This window comes from Mycobacterium sp. NGS63 (assembly GCF_059812295.1).
Map to the genome: position 1 here is coordinate 655,279 of NZ_JCALCJ010000001.1, position 18,668 is coordinate 673,946.

At 69.2% G+C, this 18,668-nt stretch carries 13 protein-coding genes; 12 read left to right on the forward strand and 1 reads right to left on the reverse strand.

What is annotated here, in order from left to right:
• Positions 1-17: 17 nt before the first annotated feature.
• Positions 18-1,085, reverse strand: a complete 1,068-nt coding sequence (locus tag AC5Y4Z_RS02915) for an oxygenase MpaB family protein (RefSeq protein WP_499960759.1) — start codon at positions 1,083-1,085, stop codon at positions 18-20.
• A 289-nt stretch (positions 1,086-1,374) separates the two neighbouring features.
• On the opposite strand from AC5Y4Z_RS02915, the gene AC5Y4Z_RS02920 reads away from it, so the two are divergent.
• The 12 genes from AC5Y4Z_RS02920 to AC5Y4Z_RS02975 all read left to right on the forward strand — a co-directional run bounded on the left by AC5Y4Z_RS02920 (position 1,375) and on the right by AC5Y4Z_RS02975 (position 18,575).
• Complete coding sequence (locus AC5Y4Z_RS02920) at positions 1,375-2,355, forward strand: PE family protein (protein WP_499960760.1); 981 nt, start codon at positions 1,375-1,377, stop codon at positions 2,353-2,355.
• 140 nt (positions 2,356-2,495) lie between these two features.
• Positions 2,496-3,227, forward strand: coding sequence for a PE family protein (locus AC5Y4Z_RS02925; RefSeq protein ID WP_499960762.1), 732 nt, complete (start codon positions 2,496-2,498; stop codon positions 3,225-3,227).
• 94 nt (positions 3,228-3,321) lie between these two features.
• The gene (locus AC5Y4Z_RS02930) at positions 3,322-4,167 is read left to right on the forward strand and encodes an adenylate/guanylate cyclase domain-containing protein (RefSeq protein WP_499960932.1); all 846 of its coding nucleotides are present in this window, start codon (positions 3,322-3,324) and stop codon (positions 4,165-4,167) included.
• 18 nt (positions 4,168-4,185) lie between these two features.
• The gene (locus AC5Y4Z_RS02935) at positions 4,186-4,962 is read left to right on the forward strand and encodes a rhomboid-like protein (RefSeq protein ID WP_499960763.1); all 777 of its coding nucleotides are present in this window, start codon (positions 4,186-4,188) and stop codon (positions 4,960-4,962) included.
• A gap of 89 nt (positions 4,963-5,051) precedes the next feature.
• A complete protein-coding gene (gene pheS / locus AC5Y4Z_RS02940) occupies positions 5,052-6,095 on the forward strand; it encodes a phenylalanine--tRNA ligase subunit alpha (RefSeq protein WP_499960764.1) in 1,044 nt (347 codons plus the stop codon).
• Positions 6,095-8,581 carry a phenylalanine--tRNA ligase subunit beta gene (gene pheT, locus AC5Y4Z_RS02945; protein WP_499960765.1) on the forward strand — a complete coding sequence of 829 codons (2,487 nt, stop codon included), beginning with the start codon at positions 6,095-6,097 and terminating at the stop codon, positions 8,579-8,581. Before pheS ends, pheT begins: the two co-directional genes overlap by 1 nt.
• A 164-nt stretch (positions 8,582-8,745) precedes the next feature.
• Positions 8,746-10,317, forward strand: a complete 1,572-nt coding sequence (locus AC5Y4Z_RS02950; RefSeq protein WP_499960766.1) for a PE family protein — start codon at positions 8,746-8,748, stop codon at positions 10,315-10,317.
• Positions 10,318-10,468: 151 nt separating this feature from the next.
• On the forward strand, positions 10,469-11,848 hold the full coding sequence (locus AC5Y4Z_RS02955) for a PE family protein (protein ID WP_499960767.1): 1,380 nt from the start codon (positions 10,469-10,471) through the stop codon (positions 11,846-11,848).
• Between the two features lie 246 nt (positions 11,849-12,094).
• Positions 12,095-13,591 carry a PE family protein gene (locus tag AC5Y4Z_RS02960; protein ID WP_499960768.1) on the forward strand — a complete coding sequence of 499 codons (1,497 nt, stop codon included), beginning with the start codon at positions 12,095-12,097 and terminating at the stop codon, positions 13,589-13,591.
• 333 nt (positions 13,592-13,924) lie between these two features.
• Positions 13,925-15,580: a PE family protein gene (locus tag AC5Y4Z_RS02965; RefSeq protein WP_499960769.1), complete on the forward strand. Its 1,656-nt coding sequence runs from the start codon at positions 13,925-13,927 to the stop codon at positions 15,578-15,580.
• A 121-nt stretch (positions 15,581-15,701) separates the two neighbouring features.
• The gene (locus AC5Y4Z_RS02970; RefSeq protein ID WP_499960770.1) at positions 15,702-17,492 is read left to right on the forward strand and encodes a PE family protein; all 1,791 of its coding nucleotides are present in this window, start codon (positions 15,702-15,704) and stop codon (positions 17,490-17,492) included.
• 129 nt (positions 17,493-17,621) lie between these two features.
• Positions 17,622-18,575 carry a PE family protein gene (locus tag AC5Y4Z_RS02975; RefSeq protein WP_499960771.1) on the forward strand — a complete coding sequence of 318 codons (954 nt, stop codon included), beginning with the start codon at positions 17,622-17,624 and terminating at the stop codon, positions 18,573-18,575.
• The last annotated feature ends 93 nt before the right edge of the window (positions 18,576-18,668 follow it).

The following is an 18,668-nucleotide window of genomic DNA, read 5'->3' on the forward strand; positions in this document are numbered from 1 at the left end:
TCGACGGTGAGGCTGGGCTAGGCGGCCCGCGGGTTGCCGGCCCGGGAGGGCCTCCGAGATCGAAGCCCGGCCAGCGACAGCGTGCCGTGCACCAGCGAGCCGGCGCGCTCCATCAGGGCCCGGGCGGGCTGCAGGGCGGGATCCAAAGCGGAGCGGGGGCGGGGCGGGACGTAGTGCATCGGCAGCCCCCGGCGGTCCCGCGGCGGCCCCATGAACGGCGGCGCCTCGACCAGCGGCGCATCGCTGGGCAGCCGCCCTTCGGCGCGGCGGTAGGCGGCGAGGGCGCGCGGGTGCAGCCGAATCTCGTCGGGCACCGCCAGGAAGGCCAGCTCGACGAGCTTGCCGAAGACCCGCAGCAACACCTCGTCGCCCGGCGTCCAGTGCATGCCCGCCTTCTCGCGCACCGCGGGCTCGAACAGCCCTGCCGCGATCCAGCGCTGACCGGCCACCAGCGGCTTGAACAACTGGTCCCACAGCGGCGTCGGCATCAGCACGAACCTGGGCTTGGGAATCCGGATGTGGAAGATGTCCAGCGTCGCCTGGTTGATCTCCAGCTCGTCGCGGCAGACCCGATCCCAGTACTCCTGGAACTCCTCCCACGACGTCGGCACCGGGCGCATGCTCATGCCGTACATCCGGTACCACTGCACGTGCTCGGCGAAGAGCTGCCGCTTCTCGGCCTCGGTCAGGCCGCCGCAGAAGTACTCGGCCACCTTGATGATCAGCATGAAGAAGGTGGCGTGCGCCCAGTAGAAGGTCTGCGGGTTCAGCGCGTGGTAGCGGCGCCCCGCGCCGTCGACACCCTTGATGGTGCGGTGGTAGCTCTTGATCTGCTGACCGGTCTGCGCCGCGCGGTCGCCGTCGTAGACGACGCCCATGATCGGGTACACCGACCGGGCCACGCGCTGTAGGGGCTCGCGCAACAGGATGGAATGCTCTTCGACGCCGGCGCCCAGTTCCGGATACATGTTCTGGATCGCCCCGATCCAGACGCCCATCATGCCGGTCCGGAGATCACCGAAGTACTTCCACGTGAGCGAGTCGGGCCCGAGGGGATCGGCGGATGTCGTTGCTACGGCAGTCATCTCGGCCTCCTGCGCCTAACTTCGCCCACGATAAACTCTGACAACGCGCGTTGTCTAGAATTTCGGCGCCGCGTGCCGCAAGCGCTACCGAACGGGTGCCAACGCGTGATCGCGTCGCGGGCGAGTGGGCGCCGGCCGCCACGGGATGAATTCATCCGAAACGGTGAAAAGAATTCCGTGGAAATGTGTTTCGATCGGCTGCCGTTAATGGCTGCCGCTGTTACGATCGCGTCGTCTCGTCCTGTTCGGTAATCCGCGTGGTGTGCTATTCGGTCAGGAAAGGGTTGTTATGTCATTGGTAAGCGTCGTGCCGGATGCAATGACTGCGGCGAGTGCGAATCTCACGAATATCGGGTCTTCACTGCGCGCGGCCCATGCGGCGGCGGTGGCCCAGACGACTGCGATCGCGGCGCCGGGCGCTGACGAGGTGTCGGCGGCGATCACGTCGTTCTTTGGTAAGGCCGGCCTTGAATTCCAGGCCCTCGGGGCGCAGGCGTCGGCTTATCACGACGACTTTGTGGGCGCGTTGAGCGCCGGGGTCGGCCAATATGTCAGCGCCGAGGCCGCCAATGTTCAGCAAACGTTGGCGAACGTGGTGAACGCCCCCGGCCCAACCCTGTCGGGCGCCCTCACCTCGGCCGCCGCCCAGGGCATCACCACCCCGTTCGGTACCGTAACGCTGTCGTTCGGGGGCAGCCTGCCCACCCCCGGTCCCAACGGCCCGTTCTCGGGGTTCGCCGTCGCGACCAATGCGCTGCTCGGTAGCGCAAACTTCTCGGTGAGCGGCAACGTGTTGACCGGGCCCTCCGGACCCGGCACGGAATTCCAGGTCACCGGGGCCAGCTTCACCGCGCCCCAGCTATTCAATATCCTGAGCGCCGGCCTGGGTCCCACCGTCACGGGGAACACCTCGCTTTTGAATAGCATCAACACGTTTGTCAGCGATTTGCAAACCGGGAACTGGCCGGGGGCGGCGTTGGCGATCCTCAACACTCCCGGTAACTATTTCACCGCCATTACGGTCGGCTCTACCACGGTCAACCTCCCGATTGACACCACGGCCTATGGTGGGCCGGTGGGCACCCTGAGCATTCCCTTTAATGGGGTTTTTGCAGGGTCCCAGCCGATAACGGCATCGTGGCCGCAATTCACCGTCACGAACGGTCCCACCACCTACACGGTCGACGGCGTCACAAATCTCCCAATTGGTTCCACGACCGGCTTTGTCCCGTACGTGCTGGGAGGGCTCGCGAGCCTCCTCGGTCTGTAGCCGGTCGACGCGCACGAACCCGGGGCGAGATCTTTGCGAAAGTCCAGCCCAGGCGGGGTTCCGTTGCTACGCTCGCAGTCTCCTGACCTATTGGGCGTGTGTGCCATAGGCGGGCCTCTGCGAGTGGAAGGGGCGCGGCGATGTCGTTGCTGAGTGTGGCGCCGGAGCTGGTGACGGCGGCGAGCGGGAACCTGCAGAACCTGGGCGACGCGCTGCGCGGGGCGAGCGCGGCCGCGGCCAGCCAGACGACCGCGGTGACGGCGCCCGCCGCCGACGAGGTGTCGGCGGCGATCACGGCGGCCCTCGGCGCCCACGCGCAGGAATTTCAGGCCGTCAACGCCCAGGCGGCGGCCTTCCACGACAACTTCGTGAACCTGCTCAACGGCGGCGCCGCGCAATACGTCAGCGCCGAGGCGGCCAACGCCCGGTACGTCGCCGCCACCAGCGCCACGCCCGGGCCGCCCGGCCCGATCACCACGCCCAACCCTTCCCCCAACCCCTTCGGCGCCATCAGCATCAACTATCCGTTCGGCCCGTTCGGGATATCGCTCAGCTCGATCCCGACCTTCTACGCGAACGGCGACCTCTCGCTGATTTCGACTGGCGCCGTGACCTACAACCTGCCGCTTGGCTCTGGGGTGCTCGCGTCGTTCAGCGCCAACCAGGCCATCATCGGCAACGCGTTTTATGGGCAAGCGGTTGAGACCTTTCCGCTGGGCGCCTGGGTCTCATTCGGCACGAGTGGGGTCTTCACCCCCTTCCCCCAGCCCACCTCGCTGTTCTACAACTTCAACGGCCTGGAGTTCTCCGTGCCGGGCACCGGCATGTTCGGGCCGCTCGTCCCCAATGTGACCTGGAACCCCAACCCTTAAGCGGCCCGCTCCCGTCCGCACCGCCTACCCTGGCGTCGTGGACGTTGGGCAGCGCGATTCGGGGTCCGTCGACTCCGACGAAACCGCTACCGCATTGGCGTCTTCCGACGAACGGAAGCGGTCACCGGCGCAATGGCTGCGCAGCACGAACCACAGCCCCGGCGCCATCGGTTTCGTCCGGCGTGCCCGACGGCTGCTGCCCGGCGATCCGGAGTTCGGCGATCCGCTGTCCACGGCGGGGGAGGGCGGCCCGCGCGCCGCGGCCAGGGCGGCCGACCGGCTGCTGGGGGACCGGGGCGCGGTGTCGCGCGAGGTGGGTCTCGGCGTGCTGCAGCTGTGGCAGGCGCTGACCGAGGCGGTTTCCCGACGGCCCGCGAACCCCGAGGTGACGCTGGTGTTCACCGACCTCGTCGGCTTCTCGACGTGGTCGCTGGAAGCCGGCGACGAGGCGGCACTGGTCCTGCTGCGGCACGTGGCGCGCGCCGTCGAGCCGCCGCTGCTCGACGCGGGCGGGAACATCGTCAAGCGCATGGGCGACGGAATCATGGCCGTGTTCCGCGATCCGACCGTCGCCCTGCGGGCGGTGCTGGCCGCCGACGAGGCGCTGCAATCGGTTGAGGTGGGCGGCTATACGCCGCGGATGCGGGTCGGGATCCACACCGGGCGGCCGCAGCGGATGGCCGCGGACTGGCTGGGCGTCGACGTCAACATCGCCGCGCGAGTTATGGAACGGGGCACCAAAGGTGGAATCATGGTGTCGAGCTCGACGTTGGATCTCATACCGCAAACCGAGCTGGACGCGTTGGGCATCGTCGCCAAGCGGGCCCGCAAGCCCGTCTTCGCGGGCAAGACCGCCGGAATCCCCGCCGACCTGGGGATTTATCGGCTGAAGACTCTTAAGGATTTGACAGCTAGTGATCACAGCGCCGAAACAAATTAGCCCGCATAATGGATCCCGATGATTGGGGGCGTCTTCTCCCGGCTGGCCCGGGTTCAGTTCACCGTCGGGTATGTGGCGATTCTGTTCGCCATCAGCTGCGCCATTCTGGTGCTGGGCCCGCAAGCGCATGACCTGCTCGTCGAGCGGGCCAGCACCAACCTGCACAACCTGGCCCACGGCCACGTCGGCACGCTGCTGGGCAGCGCGCTCGTCGTCGACGCCGGGCCGCTCTACTTCTGGCTGCCGTTTTTGACCTGCCTGCTCGCCCTGGCCGAACTGCACCTGAGCACCATCCGGCTGGCGGTGGCGTTCGTCGTCGGCCACATCGGCGCGACGCTGGTGGTGGCCGCCGCGCTGGCCGCGGCCGTCGAGTTCGGCTGGCTGCCGGTGTCGATCACCCGCGCCAGCGACGTCGGGATGAGCTACGGCGCCCTGGCGGTGCTCGGCGCGATGACGGCGGTGATCCCCCCGCGCTGGCGCGCGGCCTGGGTCGGCTGGTGGATCGCGGCCGGCCTGGCCTCGGCGATCATCGGCGGCGACTTCACCGACGCCGGTCACACGGTCGCCGTCGTCCTGGGCGTCCTGGTGTCGGCCCGGTTCCGGCAGCCGATTCACTGGACCCCGACGCGGCGCCTGATGCTGGTGGCGTCCTCGGGCTTCGGGTTCCTGGTGCTGGCGCACCACTGGGGGACGATGGCCGCCGCGCCGGTGTTCGGCGTCCTGGGCGCGCTGGCGGCCCACAAGATCGCGCAACTCGCCACCGCGCGCGCCGCGCAGCCGGCCCTGGTCGGCTAGCCACCGCCACCCGATCCCCTAAGATCGGCACTTGCGCTGGGCAGATTCGCCCGTCGACCAAATCTCGTCAGCAAGGAGAGTGCCGCCGCGTGGGCGATCAACCAGTCGACCTGTCGCCGGAAGCCTTGGCCGAGGCGGTCAGCGCCGCCCGGCAGGCCATCGCGGGCGCGGGCGACCTGGACGCGCTGGCCCGGGTCAAGACCGAGCACCTCGGTGACCGCTCCCCGCTGGCACTGGCGCGCCAGGCGCTGGGCGGCGTCGGAAAGGACGAGCGCGCCGACGCCGGCAAGCGCGTCAACACCGCGCGCGGGGAGGCCCAGCGCAGCTACGACGAGCGGCTGGCCACGCTGCGCGCCGAGCGCGACGCCGCGGTCCTGATCGCCGAAGGCATCGACGTCACGCTGCCGTCGACCCGGCAGCCCACCGGCGCCCGGCACCCGATCACGATCCTGGCCGAGCACATCGCCGACACCTTCGTCGCGATGGGATGGGAACTGGCCGAGGGCCCCGAGGTCGAGACCGAACAGTTCAACTTCGACGCCCTCAACTTCCCCGCCGACCACCCCGCCCGCAGCGAGCAGGACACCTTCTACGTCGCGCCCGAGGGCTCCCGGCAGCTGCTGCGCACCCACACGTCACCCGTGCAGGTGCGCACGCTGCTGGAACGCGAGCTGCCCGTCTACATCGTCTCGATCGGCCGCACGTTTCGCACCGACGAGCTCGACGCCACCCACACCCCGGTGTTCCATCAGGTCGAGGGCCTGGCGGTGGACCGCGGCCTGACCATGGCGCACCTGCGCGGGACGCTGGACGCGTTCGCGCGCGCCGAGTTCGGACCCACCGCGCGCACCCGGATCCGGCCGCACTTCTTCCCGTTCACCGAGCCGTCCGCCGAGGTCGACGTGTGGTTCGCCAACAAGAAGGGCGGCGCCGACTGGGTCGAGTGGGGCGGCTGCGGCATGGTGCACCCAAACGTGTTGCGCGCCGCCGGAATTGACCCCGACACCTACTCCGGCTTCGCGTTCGGCATGGGCCTGGAGCGCACGTTGCAGTTCCGCAACGGGATCCCCGACATGCGCGACATGGTCGAGGGCGACGTCCGGTTCTCGCTGCCGTTCGGGGTGGGGGCCTGATGCGCGTCCCGTTCAGCTGGCTGCGCGAGGTCGTGAGCGCCGGGGCGCCCGGCTGGGATGCGGATCCCGCCGAGGTGGCGCAGACCCTGGTCCGCATCGGTCACGAGGTCGAAGAAATCATCACCCTCGGCCCCGTCACGGGGCCGCTGACGGTCGGGCGGGTCAGCTCCATCGAGGAGCTCACCGAGTTCAAGAAGCCGATCCGGGCCTGCCTGGTCGACGTCGGCGAAAACAAGCCGCGCGAGATCGTCTGCGGGGCAACCAACTTCGTGGTCGACGACCTCGTCGTCGTGGCCCTGCCGGGCACCACGCTGCCCGGCGGTTTCGCCATCACGTCCCGCAAGACCTACGGCCGCACCTCCGACGGGATGATCTGCTCGGCCGCCGAACTCGGTTTGGGCGCAGACCATTCCGGGATCCTGGTGCTGCCTCCCGGTACCGCCGAACCCGGCGCCGACGGGGCCGGGGTGCTGGGGCTGGACGACGTGGTGTTGCATCTGGCCATCACCCCCGACCGCGGCTACTGCATGTCGGTGCGCGGCCTGGCCCGCGAGATCGCGTGCGCCTACGACCTGAACTTCGCCGACCCCGCCGAGATCAAGCCGCTGCCCGTCGAGGGGGAGGCGTGGCCGCTGGCGGTGGACCCCGACACCGGCGTGCGGCGGTTCGCGCTGCGCCCGGTCACCGGGATCGACCCCGCCGCCGCGTCGCCGTGGTGGCTACAACGCCGGCTGCTGCTGGCCGGCATCCGCGCCACGTCCCCCGCGGTGGACGTCACCAACTACGTGATGCTCGAACTCGGCCACCCCATGCACGCCCACGACCGCGCCCGCATCATCGGCGGCTTCGGCGTGCGGTTCGCCCGGCCCGGCGAAACCGTCGTCACGCTGGACGACATCGAGCGGCGGCTCGATCCGGCCGACGTCCTCATCGTCGACGACACCGCGACCGCGGCGATCGGCGGCGTCATGGGCGCGGCCAGCACCGAGGTGCGCGACGACTCCACCGACGTGCTGCTGGAGGCCGCGGTGTGGGACCCCGCCGGGGTGTCGCGCACCCAGCGCAGGCTGCACCTGCCCAGCGAGGCCGCCCGGCGCTACGAGCGGGCGGTCGACCCGGCCATCTCGGTGGCCGCGCTGGACCGTTGCGCGGCGCTGCTCGCCGACATCGCCGGGGGAGAGGTGTCGCCGACGCTGACCGACTGGCGCGGGGACCCGCCGCGCGACAACTGGTCGGGTTCGCCGATCCGGATCGGGGCCGACCTGCCCGACCGCTTCGCCGGCGTGGCGTACGCACCCGGCGCGACCGCGAGGCGCCTGACCCAGATCGGCGCGGTCGTCACCGAGGAGGGCGGCACGCTGATCGTGACCCCGCCAAGCTGGCGCCCCGACCTGCTGCAGCCCGCCGACCTCGTCGAGGAGGTGATGCGGCTGGAGGGCCTCGAGGTCATCCCGTCGGTGCTGCCGGCGGCCCCCGCGGGTCGCGGGCTCACGTCCGTGCAAAAGCGCCGCCGCGCCGTCGGCAAGTCGCTGGCCCAGTCCGGCTACGTCGAGATCCTGCCCACCCCGTTCCTGCCCGCCGGCGTCTTCGACCTGTGGGGCCTGCCCGCCGACGACCCGAGGCGCGCGACGACCCACGTGCTCAACCCGCTGGAGGCCGACCGTCCGGCGCTGGCCACCACGCTGCTGCCCGCGTTGTTGGAAGCCTTGGGGCGCAACGTATCCCGCGGCCTCGTCGACACCGCGCTGTTCGCCCTGGCGCAGGTGGTGCGGCCGACCGACGAGACCCGCGCGGTCGCGCTCATCCCCGTCGACCGCCGGCCCACCGACGCCGAGATCGCGACGCTGGACGCGTCGCTGCCGCGGCAGCCGCAGCACGTCGCCGCGGTGTTGACCGGCCTGCGCGAACCCCGCGGCCCCTGGGGGCCCGGCCGCCGCGTCGAAGCCGCCGACGCGTTCGAGGCGGTGCGAATCGTGGCCCGCGCCAGCGGGATCGACGTGCGCCTGCGCGCGGCCCAGCACCTCCCGTGGCATCCCGGCCGGTGCGCCGAGGTGCTCGTGGGGCAGACCGTCGTCGGTCATGCGGGGCAGCTGCACCCGGCCGCGATCGAGCGCGCCGGCCTGCCCAAGGGCACCTGCGCGATGGAGCTCGACCTCGACGCGATCCCCATCGTCGAGGCGCTGCCGGCGCCCCGGGTGTCGCCGTTTCCGGCCGTGTTCCAGGATGTCAGCCTGGTGGTGGCCGCGCACGTGCCGGCGCAGGCCGTGGCGGACGCCGTCCGCGAGGGCGCCGGCGAACTGCTGGAGGACCTCCAGTTGTTCGACGTGTTCACCGGCCCGCAGGTCGGGGAGAACCGCAAATCGCTGACGTTCGCGCTGCGGTTCCGGGCGCCCGATCGGACGCTCACCGAGGACGACGCCAGCGCGGCCCGCGACGCCGCGGTGCGGCGCGCCGCCGAAGCCGTCGGCGCCGAACTGCGCGGCTAGCGGCCCTTCTTCGGGCGGACCGGCTCGCCCGATCGGACCCGCGGCCGACCCATTCCTGTGAGTTTCCTGGAAATTATTTACGCGTTAAATACATGCGCAATAAGCTTCGCTAACAGTAGGCGACCGCCGGTCATTGTCCCCCAGTGAGCCGAGGAGTGTTTGCTATGTCGTTTGTCACGGCGATGCCCGATCTGATGCAGGGCGCGGCCCAGCAATTAGCCGGTATCCGCTCGTCGCTGTCCGAGGCGGCCGCCGCCGCGGCGGCACCCACCACCGGGATCGCGACCGCGGCACAAGACGAGGTATCGATCGCCCTCGCCTCGTTGTTCGGCGACTTCGGTGGGCAGTTCCAGGCACTCAGTGCCCAGGCGCAGGCCTTCCATGCCGAGTTCGTCGGGCTGCTCAACGGCGGCGCCGGCGCGTACGCCGGCGCGGACGTCGCCAACGCCGCCCAGACCCTCCTGGGCGGCGAGCTCGACACCACCGCCCTGGTGAACGGAATTCAGACTGGCGGGCAAGCCATTTCGCAAGCCGTCACCGGCTTCGAGACCCAGCTTGGCGCGCTCGAGGCGGGCGGGGCGGCCGGGCTGGTCAACAGCCTCAACACCTTCGGCGCCGGCGTCGCGGCGCCGTATCAAGCGCTCGTCGCGAACACTGTCAGCAACCTGCAGAGCATCGGTAACACCATCGCCGCCAACCCGCTGCCCTTCCTGCACCAGGTCGTCAACAACCAGATCTTTTACGGCGAGACCATCGCCTCCGCCGTCGGAACCGGCATCCAGAACCTGCCCGCCGAGCTGGCGAATTTGCCCGCGACCATCCAGGCGGGCATCCAGGGCCTTTCAACCTTCAATCCCGGCGCTTTGCTGCAGCAATTCGTCAACAACCAGATCGGCTACGCCCAGACGGTCGTCAACGGGCTGGCCATGGTGCCCCAGGACTTCGTGACCGGGCTCGCCGCGCTGCCCGCCAGCTTCCAGGCGGCCGGTCAGGCCCTCGCAACGGGCGACCCCGTCCTCGCGGCGAACCTCCTGGGGCAGGGCGTGGAGAGCCTCTTCCTGCCCGGCTTCAGCGTCGCCAACCCGGCACCGGGCGTCCTGACGATTACGCCGGCGGGCCCGCTGGGCGACCTGCTGCCGATCCTGGGCATCCCGGGGCAGATGGCGCAGAACTTGACCAACCTGCTGCCCGCGGGAACCATCCCCGCGATGGTCGCGCAGAACTTCACCAACGTGATCACGACGATCACCAGCACGTCGAACACGCTCGACATCATCGCGGGCACGCTCACGTTCGGCATGCCGCTCGAGGTCATCTTCGACGGCATAGGCGCGCCGATCAACGCGCTGAGCGCGCTCAACTCGAGCTGGGTGGCGTTCGGCACGGCGCTGCAGACCGGCAACGTGGGCGCGGCCCTGGCCGCGGTCCTCGATGCGCCGGCCGTCGTCGCGAACGGCTTCCTCAACGGGACGACCCTTCTGTCGCTGCCGCAGGTGGATTTGTCCAGCCTTGGGGCGCCCGGCGTCAGCTCGCTCGTCGAAATTCCCTTCGGCGGGATCCTCACGCCGCTCGCCCTGCCCCCGCTGTTCCTGGTGGCCGGCGGCCAGGCAGAGCAGCTCACGCTCGGGGGTGGCACCGGGTTCGGCGGCCTGATCCCGGGCATGCTGAACATCGCGTCCGAGCTGGCGCAGGCGATCGCGTTGCCCGCGCCGGTGCTGCCGTCGTTCACGTTCTAGCGACGCCGGCAACCCGTCCAGGCGGACCCGATCTACGACCCCCTGGCGCGGTTTTCTACGACCTCTGACCGATGGTCTTCGTCGACCAGCCCGAAAAAATCTTACTTGCCAGTAAGGACTGGCCATCGGGCAAAGAGTCGAGGAGCTGGACATGTCGTTTGTGACCGTCACGCCGGAGCTGATCCAGGGAGCGGCCCAGGATCTGGCGGGCATCCGTTCGTCCCTGGCCGAGGCCGCCGCCGCGGCAACGGGTCCCACGACAGGGATCGCGGCTGCGGCCCAGGACGAGATATCGATCGCGATCGCGTCGTTGTTCGGCGGTTTCGGCCAGAAGTTCCAGGCCATGGGCGCCCAGGCGCAGGCGTTTCACTCCGAGTTCGTCTCCCTGATGAGCGCCGGGGCCGCTTCCTACGTGAGCGCCGAGGCCACCACCGTCGCCAATTTCGGTGCCACCGTCGCCGCCCCGTACCAGGCGCTGGTGTCGAACACGGCCGCCAACCTGAGCGGGCTCGGCAGCGCGATCACGGCCGACCCGGCGCCGGTGCTGCAGCAGGTTTCCAACAACCAGCTGATGTACGGCCAGGCCATTGCCGCCGGGTTTCCCGGCGCCGTCCAGAACCTGCCCGCCGCGCTGGCCAACCTGCCGGTGACCATTCAGACCGGCATCGCGGGGGCGCTGCCCGCCGTGCAGCAGCTGGCGAACGCCCAGATCGGCTACGCGCAATTGATCGCCACGTCGCTGCAGAACGCCGGCAACGACTGCCTGGCCGGGCTGAACGCCTTCCCCGCGAACCTCCAAACCGGGGTGCAGACCATCATGGGCGGCGACGCCACCGGCGGGCTGCTCCAGGTCGGCGGGGCGTTCCTCGCCCCCGTCTTCACCGGCCTCAACGTCAACGTCGACCCCGTCACCAACCTCCTGGTGATCACGCCGGGCGGAGCGCTGGGCGACCTGTTGCCGATCCTCGGCATCCCCGGGCAGATGGCCCAAAACTTCACGAATCTGCTTCCGGCCGGGTCGATCCCGGCGATGGTGGCCCAGAACGCGACCAACTTCTTCACGACGCTCACCGACCTGTCCCAGACGCTGGACCTCAACACCGGCAACCTGCACATCGGGCTGCCGCTGGCGCTGGCCCTGGACGCGCTCGGCCCACCGGTCACCACGCTGCAGGCCGCCGGGTCCAGCGCGAGCGCCTTCGCCGGCGCGGTGCAGACCGGCGACGGCCTCGGCGCGCTCGCGGCGGTGATCGATGCCCCGGCGGTCATCGCCAACGGCTTCCTCAACGGCCAAGCGGTGCTGCAGCTTCCGGCCCCGCTGGGCACGCCGCCCGACACGATCCTGACGTTCACCGGCATCCCGCTGGGCGGGATCCTGACCCCGCTGCAGTTTGCGTCGCTGAGCATCCCGGCGCTCGGCCCGGGATCGCTCACCCTCAGCGGCACCGCCTTCGGCGGCATCCTGCCCGGCTTGCTGACATTCCTGCCGCAGACCCTCGCGGCGGCGATCACCCCGCCGCCGATCATGTAGCTCGATCCCTTTGCTACGGCGGCCCGGGAGCGAGCCGATTCTATGTAAACGCGCGGGGTGTATTGACAAACGATGGCGGGGTCTTATTAGACTCACGCCTGTCTTGGTTACCGCTGGGTAAGTTCCCGGCCGGTAACCGGCAGCCAGTAAGAACCGAGGGGCCCGCATGCTCGCGCGGCGCCTTGCCGGTTCGCGCCAACCGGAGTGACCACTGGTCACCAATAAGTGCCCCAGGAAAGGGTGGACATGTCGTTTGTGACCGCGATGCCGGAACTGGTCGAAAGTGCGGCCACGAATCTGGCGGGCATTCGTTCGTCGCTGGCCGAGGCGGCGACCGTCGCAGCCGGTCCCACAACCGGGATCGCGACCGCGGCGCAGGACGAGGTGTCGATCGCGATCGCTTCGCTGTTCGGGAACATGGGCCAGGAGTTCCAGGCGCTCAGCGCCCAGGCGCAGACGTTCCACCAGCAGTTCGTTGCCCTGTTGAACGGCGGCGCGGGCGCGTATGCGAGTGCCGAGGCCGCCAACGCCGCGCAGGCCGTGCTGGGCGGGGGCGAGATTCAGGCTGGCGCGCAGGCGATTACGAACGCGATCGCGGGCTCGCCGATCGCGCTGGGGACGCTGCCGACCGGCGCCGCGGCGTCGGCGCTCACCGGGCTCGGTTCGTTCCCGGCCACGGTGGCCGCGCCCTACCAAGCCCTCGTGTCCAACACCGTCACCAACCTGCAGGCCATCGGAGGCACCTTCACCTCCAATCCGTTCCCGTTCCTGCACCAGATCGCCAACAACCAGATCGGCTACGCGCAGACGATCGGCTCGTCGATCGCGACCGGCATCCAGAACCTGCCTTCGGAATTGGCCAACCTGCCGTCGACCGTCCAGACCGGCATCCAGGGCCTGGCCACCTTCAACCCGGGCGCGCTGCTGCAGCAGTTCGTCAACAACCAGATCGGCTACGGCCAGACCATCGTCACGGGGCTGCAGAACGCCGGCAACGACCTGGTCACCGGGCTGAGCGGATTGCCGGCGAGCTTCCAGGCGGCCGGCCAGGCCCTGGCGAGCGGCGACCTCGTGGGCGCGGCGACGGCGCTGGGGCAGGGCGTGGAGAACGTCTTCCTTCCCGGTTTGAACATCACGGTGGGGTCCGGCGGCGCTCTCGACATCGCCCCGCTGGGTCCCCTGGGGGACTTGGCACCAATCCTGGCCATCCCCGGGCAGATGGCGCAGAACTTCACCAACCTGCTGCCCCCGGGCTCCATCCCGGCTCAGATCGCCCAAAACGGCACCAATCTCGTCGAGGCGTTCACGAATTTCGGAACGACGCTCAATGGCGCCACCGGCCGCCTCGACTTCGGGGTGCCCCTGCAGCTCGTTCTCGACGGGATCGGCTCGCCGATCACGGCATTGAGTGCGCTGAATTCCAGCGCCGTGGCGTTCGGCAGCGCGGTGCAGACCGGCGACGGCCTGGGGGCCCTCGCCGCCGTCCTCGATGCCCCGGCCGTCGTCGCCAACGGCTTCCTCAACGGCACCACCTACCTGGCGCTGCCCCCGGCCAGTTTGTTCGGGTTCACGTCGACCACCGAAATTCCGTTCGGCGGGATCCTCACCCCGCTCAGCATCCCGACTGTGTACCTCAGCGGATTCCCGCTACAGATTCCGGCCGGCACTGGCATCGGCGGGATCATTCCCGGGCTGTTGAGCTTCGGACCTCAACTGGCACAGGCCATCACGCCGGTCAGCTAGACGGTTTGTAGCCGAAAGGGGCTGGGGCGCCGCATCGTCGGTGCCCCAGCCCTTCTTTTGTTGGGTCCCTTGCCGTTTCGGGTCCTGTTGCCCCCAGGCCTAAGCAAAACTAAGGAGATGTTGTGACAACACGCGTGGTCGTTTTCCCCCGATAGACCGCCTTATTAGGCTCATGTCTGTCTTGGTTACCGCTGGGTAAGTTTCCGCCCGGTAACCGGCAGCGCAAGGAAGCGAGGGGCTCCCGCACGCACGTGCGTGCGCCGTCCCCCGGTGCGCTCACGTCGAATTGAGTGACCGCTGGTCACCGCCTGGTGGTTGAGGAGAGGGTTGGAAATGTCGTTTGTGACCGCAATGCCGGAGCTGGTCGAGAGCGCCGCCCAGAGTTTGGCGGGCATTCGTTCGTCGCTGGCCGAGGCCGCGGCGACCGCGGCGGCTCCCACGACCGGGATCGCGACCGCGGCCCAGGACGAGGTGTCGATTGCGATCGCTTCGATGTTCGGCAACGTCGGCCAACAATTCCAGGCGCTCAGCGCCCAGGCCCAGACGTTCCACCAGCAGTTCGTCTCCCTGATGGGTGCGGGCGCGGGCGCGTATGCGAGCGCCGAGGCCGCCAACGCCGCTCAGACCGTCCTGGGCGGTTCGCTGGGCCAGGTCGGTCAGACCTTCGGAGGCGCTATCACCGCGCTGCAGGGCGGCGGCGTCGCCGCCGCGCAAGTGTCCTCGGCCGCCGCCGGCGCTCCCGCGGCACTGTCCGGCGTCATTCAGACCGGGGGACAGGCGATTTCGCAGGCCGTCACCGGATTCGAGACGCAGCTGGGCGCACTAGCGGCGGGCGGGGCGCCCGGGCTGGTCGCCGCGGCCAACACCTTCGGTACCTCGATCGCCGCGCCGTACCAAGCCCTCGTCGCAAATACCATCACCAACCTGCAGGCCATCGGCAGCAGCGTCGTCGCCAATCCGTTCCCGTTCGCGCACCAGCTGATCAACAACCAGATCTACTACGCGCAGAACATCGCCGGCGCCATCGGAACCGGCATCCAGAACCTGCCCGCCGAGCTGGCCAACCTGCCGGCGACCATCCAGGCCGGCATCCAGGGCCTTTCGGCCGTCAACCCGGGCGCGTTGTTGCAGCAGTTCGTCACCAACCAGACCGGCTACGCGCAGACGATCCTGACCAGTCTGCAAAGCGCGGGACAGGACCTGATGACCGGTGTCCAGCAATTGCCGGCAGGTTTCGAGGCCGCCTTCCAGGACCTATTGGCGGGCGACAACGTCGCCGCGTACGGCGCCGTCAACCAGGCCTTGCTGAACGCCTTCCTGCCCGGGTTCAACGTCGAATTGGGGTCGGGCATCTTCTCGTCGGTGGTGCCGATGGGCGTTTTGGGAGACCTGGCCCCGATCCTGGCGATTCCCGGACAGACGGCCCAGAACTTCACCAACCTGCTCCCCGCCGGCTCGATCCCTCAGCTGATGGCGCAGAACGCGACCAACCTGGTCGAGGCGTTCACCAACCTGGGCACGACCCTCGGCCTTGGGCAGACCGTCACCCTGAGCTTCGGGATTCCGCTGCAACTGATCATCGACGCGGCGGGCGCGCCTGCGAACGCACTCAGCGCGCTGAATTCGAGCGCGGTGGCCTTCACCTCCGCGCTGCAAACCGGGAACGTGGGCGCGGCGCTCGCCTCGGTGATCGACGCCCCGGCCAATGTGGCAAACGGGTTCCTCAACGGAACCACGCTGGTCTCGTTGCCGGGCGCCGACCTGGGCAGCGGCATTTCGTCGGTCGTCACGTTGCCCCTTGGCGGACTCCTCACGCCGCTGGGTTTCCCGACGACCACGCTTTTCTTCGACGGCCAGAACTTCGGCGACCTGCCCGTCACCGGCGGCACCCCGATCGGCGGCCTCATTCCCGGACTGCTCAGCTTCCCCGCGCAGCTCGCACAGGACATCGCCCTGCCCGCGCCGATCCTCCCGTCGCTCATCTTCTAGCTGGCGCGGCCCTCCCCGGACGAACCTGCGATTTCCCCGCGCGGCTGACGTGTGTGTGATTAGGCTCGCAATTGCCTGATGGTCGTTGGGCAACCGTCGTCTGCAGCGATGGGGGATGGGTATGTCGTACGTCAGCACGACGCCCGAAGACATGCAGGCCGCGGCCCGAAATTTGGCGGGGATCCGCTCGATGCTGGCCGAGTCCAGCGCATCGGCCGCGGCGCCCACGGTCGGCGTCGCGGCGGCGGCCCAGGATCAGGTGTCGGTCCAGGTAGCCGCCTTTTTCGGCGGGTTCGGGCAGCAGTATCAGGCCATCAGCGCCGAAGCGCAGGCGTTTCACCAACAGTTCGTCAATTTGGTGAACTCTGGGGCGGGCGCCTACCTCAGCACCGAACTGGCCAACGCGCAGCAGAACGTGGTCAACGCGGTGAACGCGCCCGTCCAGGGACTGCTGGGACAGTCGGCCGCCGCCAGCGCCGCCGTGGGCGCGGCGGCTTCGGGAGTGACCGCCGCGCCGACGGCGGTGCTCCCGCTGCTCGGCGGCGGTGTGAGTTCGATCGTCGGGCGCGTGGCGGCCGCCGGCCAGGGCGTCGGCGGCGTCGCGACCGCCCTGCAGAACGGCAGCGCGCTGCCGCTCCTGTCCGGCCAGCTCGGCTGGGGTTTGCAAACCCTTTCCGGCGGCGTCACCGGGTTGCCCGTCGGGCTCAGTGGATTCGAGCGCGCCCTGGCACCCGGGCTGCTGGCGCCGGCCGCCGGTACCGGTGTCGGCTCGGTGGCCGGCCCGTATCAGACGCTGGTCGCCAACACGTCCGCCAATTTGCAAGTGCTCGGCAGCACCCTGCTGGCCAACCCGGCGCCGTTCCTGCACCAGTTCATCGCCAATCAAGTCGGCTACGCGCAGACGATCGCGGCGGGGGCGCAGTACATCCTGCAGAACTTCCCCGCCGTGCTCGCCAACTTGCCGGCGAATGTCCAGGCGTTCGTCCGGGCCCTGCTGGCCTTCAATCCGGTGCCGTACGTGCAGCAGTTCATCGCCCACCAGATGGCCTACGCCCAGATCGTCGTCACGTCGTTGCAGAACGCGGCCCACGACTTCGGTGCCGCGCTGCAGGCGTTGCCACCGGCTTTCGAGTCCGCCCTGCAGGCCCTGCAGATGGGCGACATCACCGGCGCGGTCACCGACGTCGCGCAGGGGTTCGTGAACCTGTTCGTTACCGGGGTGGACGTCACCACCACCGGAAGTATCACTTCCGGGATCACCGCGGCCGTCGTCCCGACCGGCACGGTCGGGGACTTGCTGCCCATCCTCACCATTCCGGGGATGATGGCCCAGGACTTCACTAACCTGCTGCCGCCCGGATCGATCCCCGCGCTGATGTCGCAGAACTTCACCAACGTGATCGACGCGGTTTCCGACACGTCGCTCACGGCGCAGGCGCTCCTGACAATCCCCCTTCCCCCTCCTTTTCCTCCTCCGCCGGCCAACCTCTCAGTCAATGTTGTCGCGGGCCTGCCGGTGGCGCTCACGATCGAGGCGCTGGGGGCGCCGTACAACGCTTCGAGCGCTTTCGGGTCCAGCGTCACAACGCTCGTCGGTCAAGTGCAAACGGGGGACTACGGCGGGGCTCTCGGCACGTTGGTTGACTCTCCGGCCGTCGTTGCGAACGCCTTCCTCAACGGTCAGTCGACGGTGCCCGTGACGTTCGATCTCAGCGGCCTGCCGGCCACGGTGAACCTCCCGATGAACGGGCTGCTCGCTCCGCCGACCGCGTACACCGCGACCGTCAGCAATATCCCCGTGGTTGGGACCCTCACCGTGCCCGTCGGGGGCACCCCGATCAGCGGCCTCGCGACCGGACTGCTGGCCTACGCGCCCCAGCAGCTCGCGCTGGCCATCACCCACACCGGGTAGCCGGGACGGCCCGACACGCGGGCGCCATGAAAATACGCAATTTCCCCTGGTCACACACCTGCCCCAGTAACCTCAGGGTCATCACGGTCACCACCGGTGGCCGTCCCATGAGTCGATGGGAGGTGGCGAATGTCGTATGTCGTCGCGGAGCCGGAAATGGTTCAGGCGGCCGCCCAGAACCTGGCGGGAATCCGATCCACGCTGAGCCAGGCGGCCTCGGCCGCGGCCGGCCCCACGACCGCCGTGGTGGCGGCGGCCGAGGACCAGGTGTCGGTCAGCGTCGCGGCGCTGTTCGGGGCCTTCGGCCAGGAGTACCAAGCTCTCAACGCCCAAGCGCAGGCGTTCCACGGCCAGTTCGTCAACCTGTTGAGCTCGGGCGCGGGGGCCTACCTCGCCACCGACGCCACCGCGGCGCAGGCGCTGGGCGCGGCCGCCGCCGGGAACTCGATCCTCGCCCCCTACCAGAGCCTCGCGACGAACACGGCCGCCAACCTGCAGACCCTGAGCAACACCTGGTCCAACGTGGCCGCGCCCGCCCTGCTGCGGGCGATCGCCGTCAACGCCAACCCGCTGACCTCGCCCGCACGGCTCCTGCAGGGCTACGCCAACCTGGTCCAGAATCTGACCGTCCCGGTCACGGTGTCCATCACCTCGCTGAACCCGCCGAACGCATCGGTCGCCATCGGGGTCGGGCTGCCGGAGTTGCTGGCCTTCGACGCGTTGGGGGCACCGGTCAATGCGGCACTGGCGACATCGTCAAGCGGCGCAGCGATTCTCAGCGCGGTGCGCACCGGGGATCCGTTGGCCATGATGGCGGCGTTCGTCGACGCTCCCGCCAACATCACCAACGCATTCCTCAACGGCCAGCAGACTCTGCCCATGCCGCTGCCGGTGCCGGGGCTGACGGCCAACGTGCCGTTCAGCGGGCTTCTCGTTCCGCTACAACCGTTTTCGACGACGACGACGCTGCCGGGTAATCCGCTCATGCAGAACGTCACGGTCACCGGCCCGCCCGTCGGCGGATTCCTTTCCGCCCTGCTGGATTACACGCCGCAGATGCTCGCGGCGGCGTTCGGCAGCTAGCCGCCCCGCGGCCTTTCATCGCGCGCGTTTGCTGGCGCGTGTCGAACATTTCTGACTAGAGTCTTTTCGTCAGGGTCATTGTGGGGTGGTCTT